At 42.8% G+C, this 659-nt stretch carries 1 protein-coding gene and 1 pseudogene; one reads left to right on the top strand and one right to left on the bottom strand.

The genetic code is table 11. The features are described from left to right. Window positions 1-395: carbonic anhydrase family protein (locus IQR33_RS02865; protein ID WP_193843505.1), on the top strand; the 395-nt coding region annotated here is incomplete at its 5' end. Between the two features lie 72 nt (window positions 396-467). Here the strand turns inward: IQR33_RS02865 and IQR33_RS02860 are convergent. Then, a pseudogene (locus IQR33_RS02860) lies at window positions 468-659 on the bottom strand (mechanosensitive ion channel family protein); the annotation flags it as partial.

Raw genomic sequence — 659 nt, 5'->3', positions numbered from 1 at the left:
CTGAAAACCATGTGGATGGTAAAGAATACCCACTAGAAGTACACTTTGTGCATGCCGACAAAGTAGGTCATCTAGCTGTTGTCGCGGTGTTCTTTAAACTGGGTGACGCGAACCCAGATCTAGCTAAGATGCTAGCTAACATTCCAACTAAAGATCAAGACGTTACCATCAAGGTTCCATTTGATGCTGATGCCCTTATCCCAAGTGATAAAGACTACTACCGCTTTAACGGCTCACTAACGACACCGCCATGCTCTGAAGGTGTACGTTGGTTGGTGATGAAAGAAGCACAAACTATTTCTCCTGAGCAGATAAAATCTTTTTCGGAAGTAATGGGGAAAAACAATCGCCCAATCCAACCGCTGAATGCACGTATGGTGTTAACGCAACAATAACCACTTCATGCGAAGAAAAATAAAAAGCCCGCTTAAACACTGCGGGCTTGATTATTTGGGTATTGGTGAGAACTAGAAGCCGTGATCTTCTTGCTCTTCCGCTTTTACCATTTGTATAGGATCAAGCTTAAGCGTCTGAGTAGGGAACGCGATATCTGCATCGTGCTCTTTAATGATGTTGATTACCTTAAGCAGTATGTCCTGCTTAACCTCATGGTATCTCACCCAATTCACGGTTTTAGTAAAGGTATAGATAAAGAAGTG

It is taken from the genome of Vibrio sp. OPT46, assembly GCF_015163535.1.
In the GTDB taxonomy this organism is placed as follows: Bacteria; Pseudomonadota; Gammaproteobacteria; order Enterobacterales; family Vibrionaceae; genus Vibrio; species Vibrio alginolyticus.
This window is presented reverse-complemented; position numbering and strand designations above follow the sequence as displayed.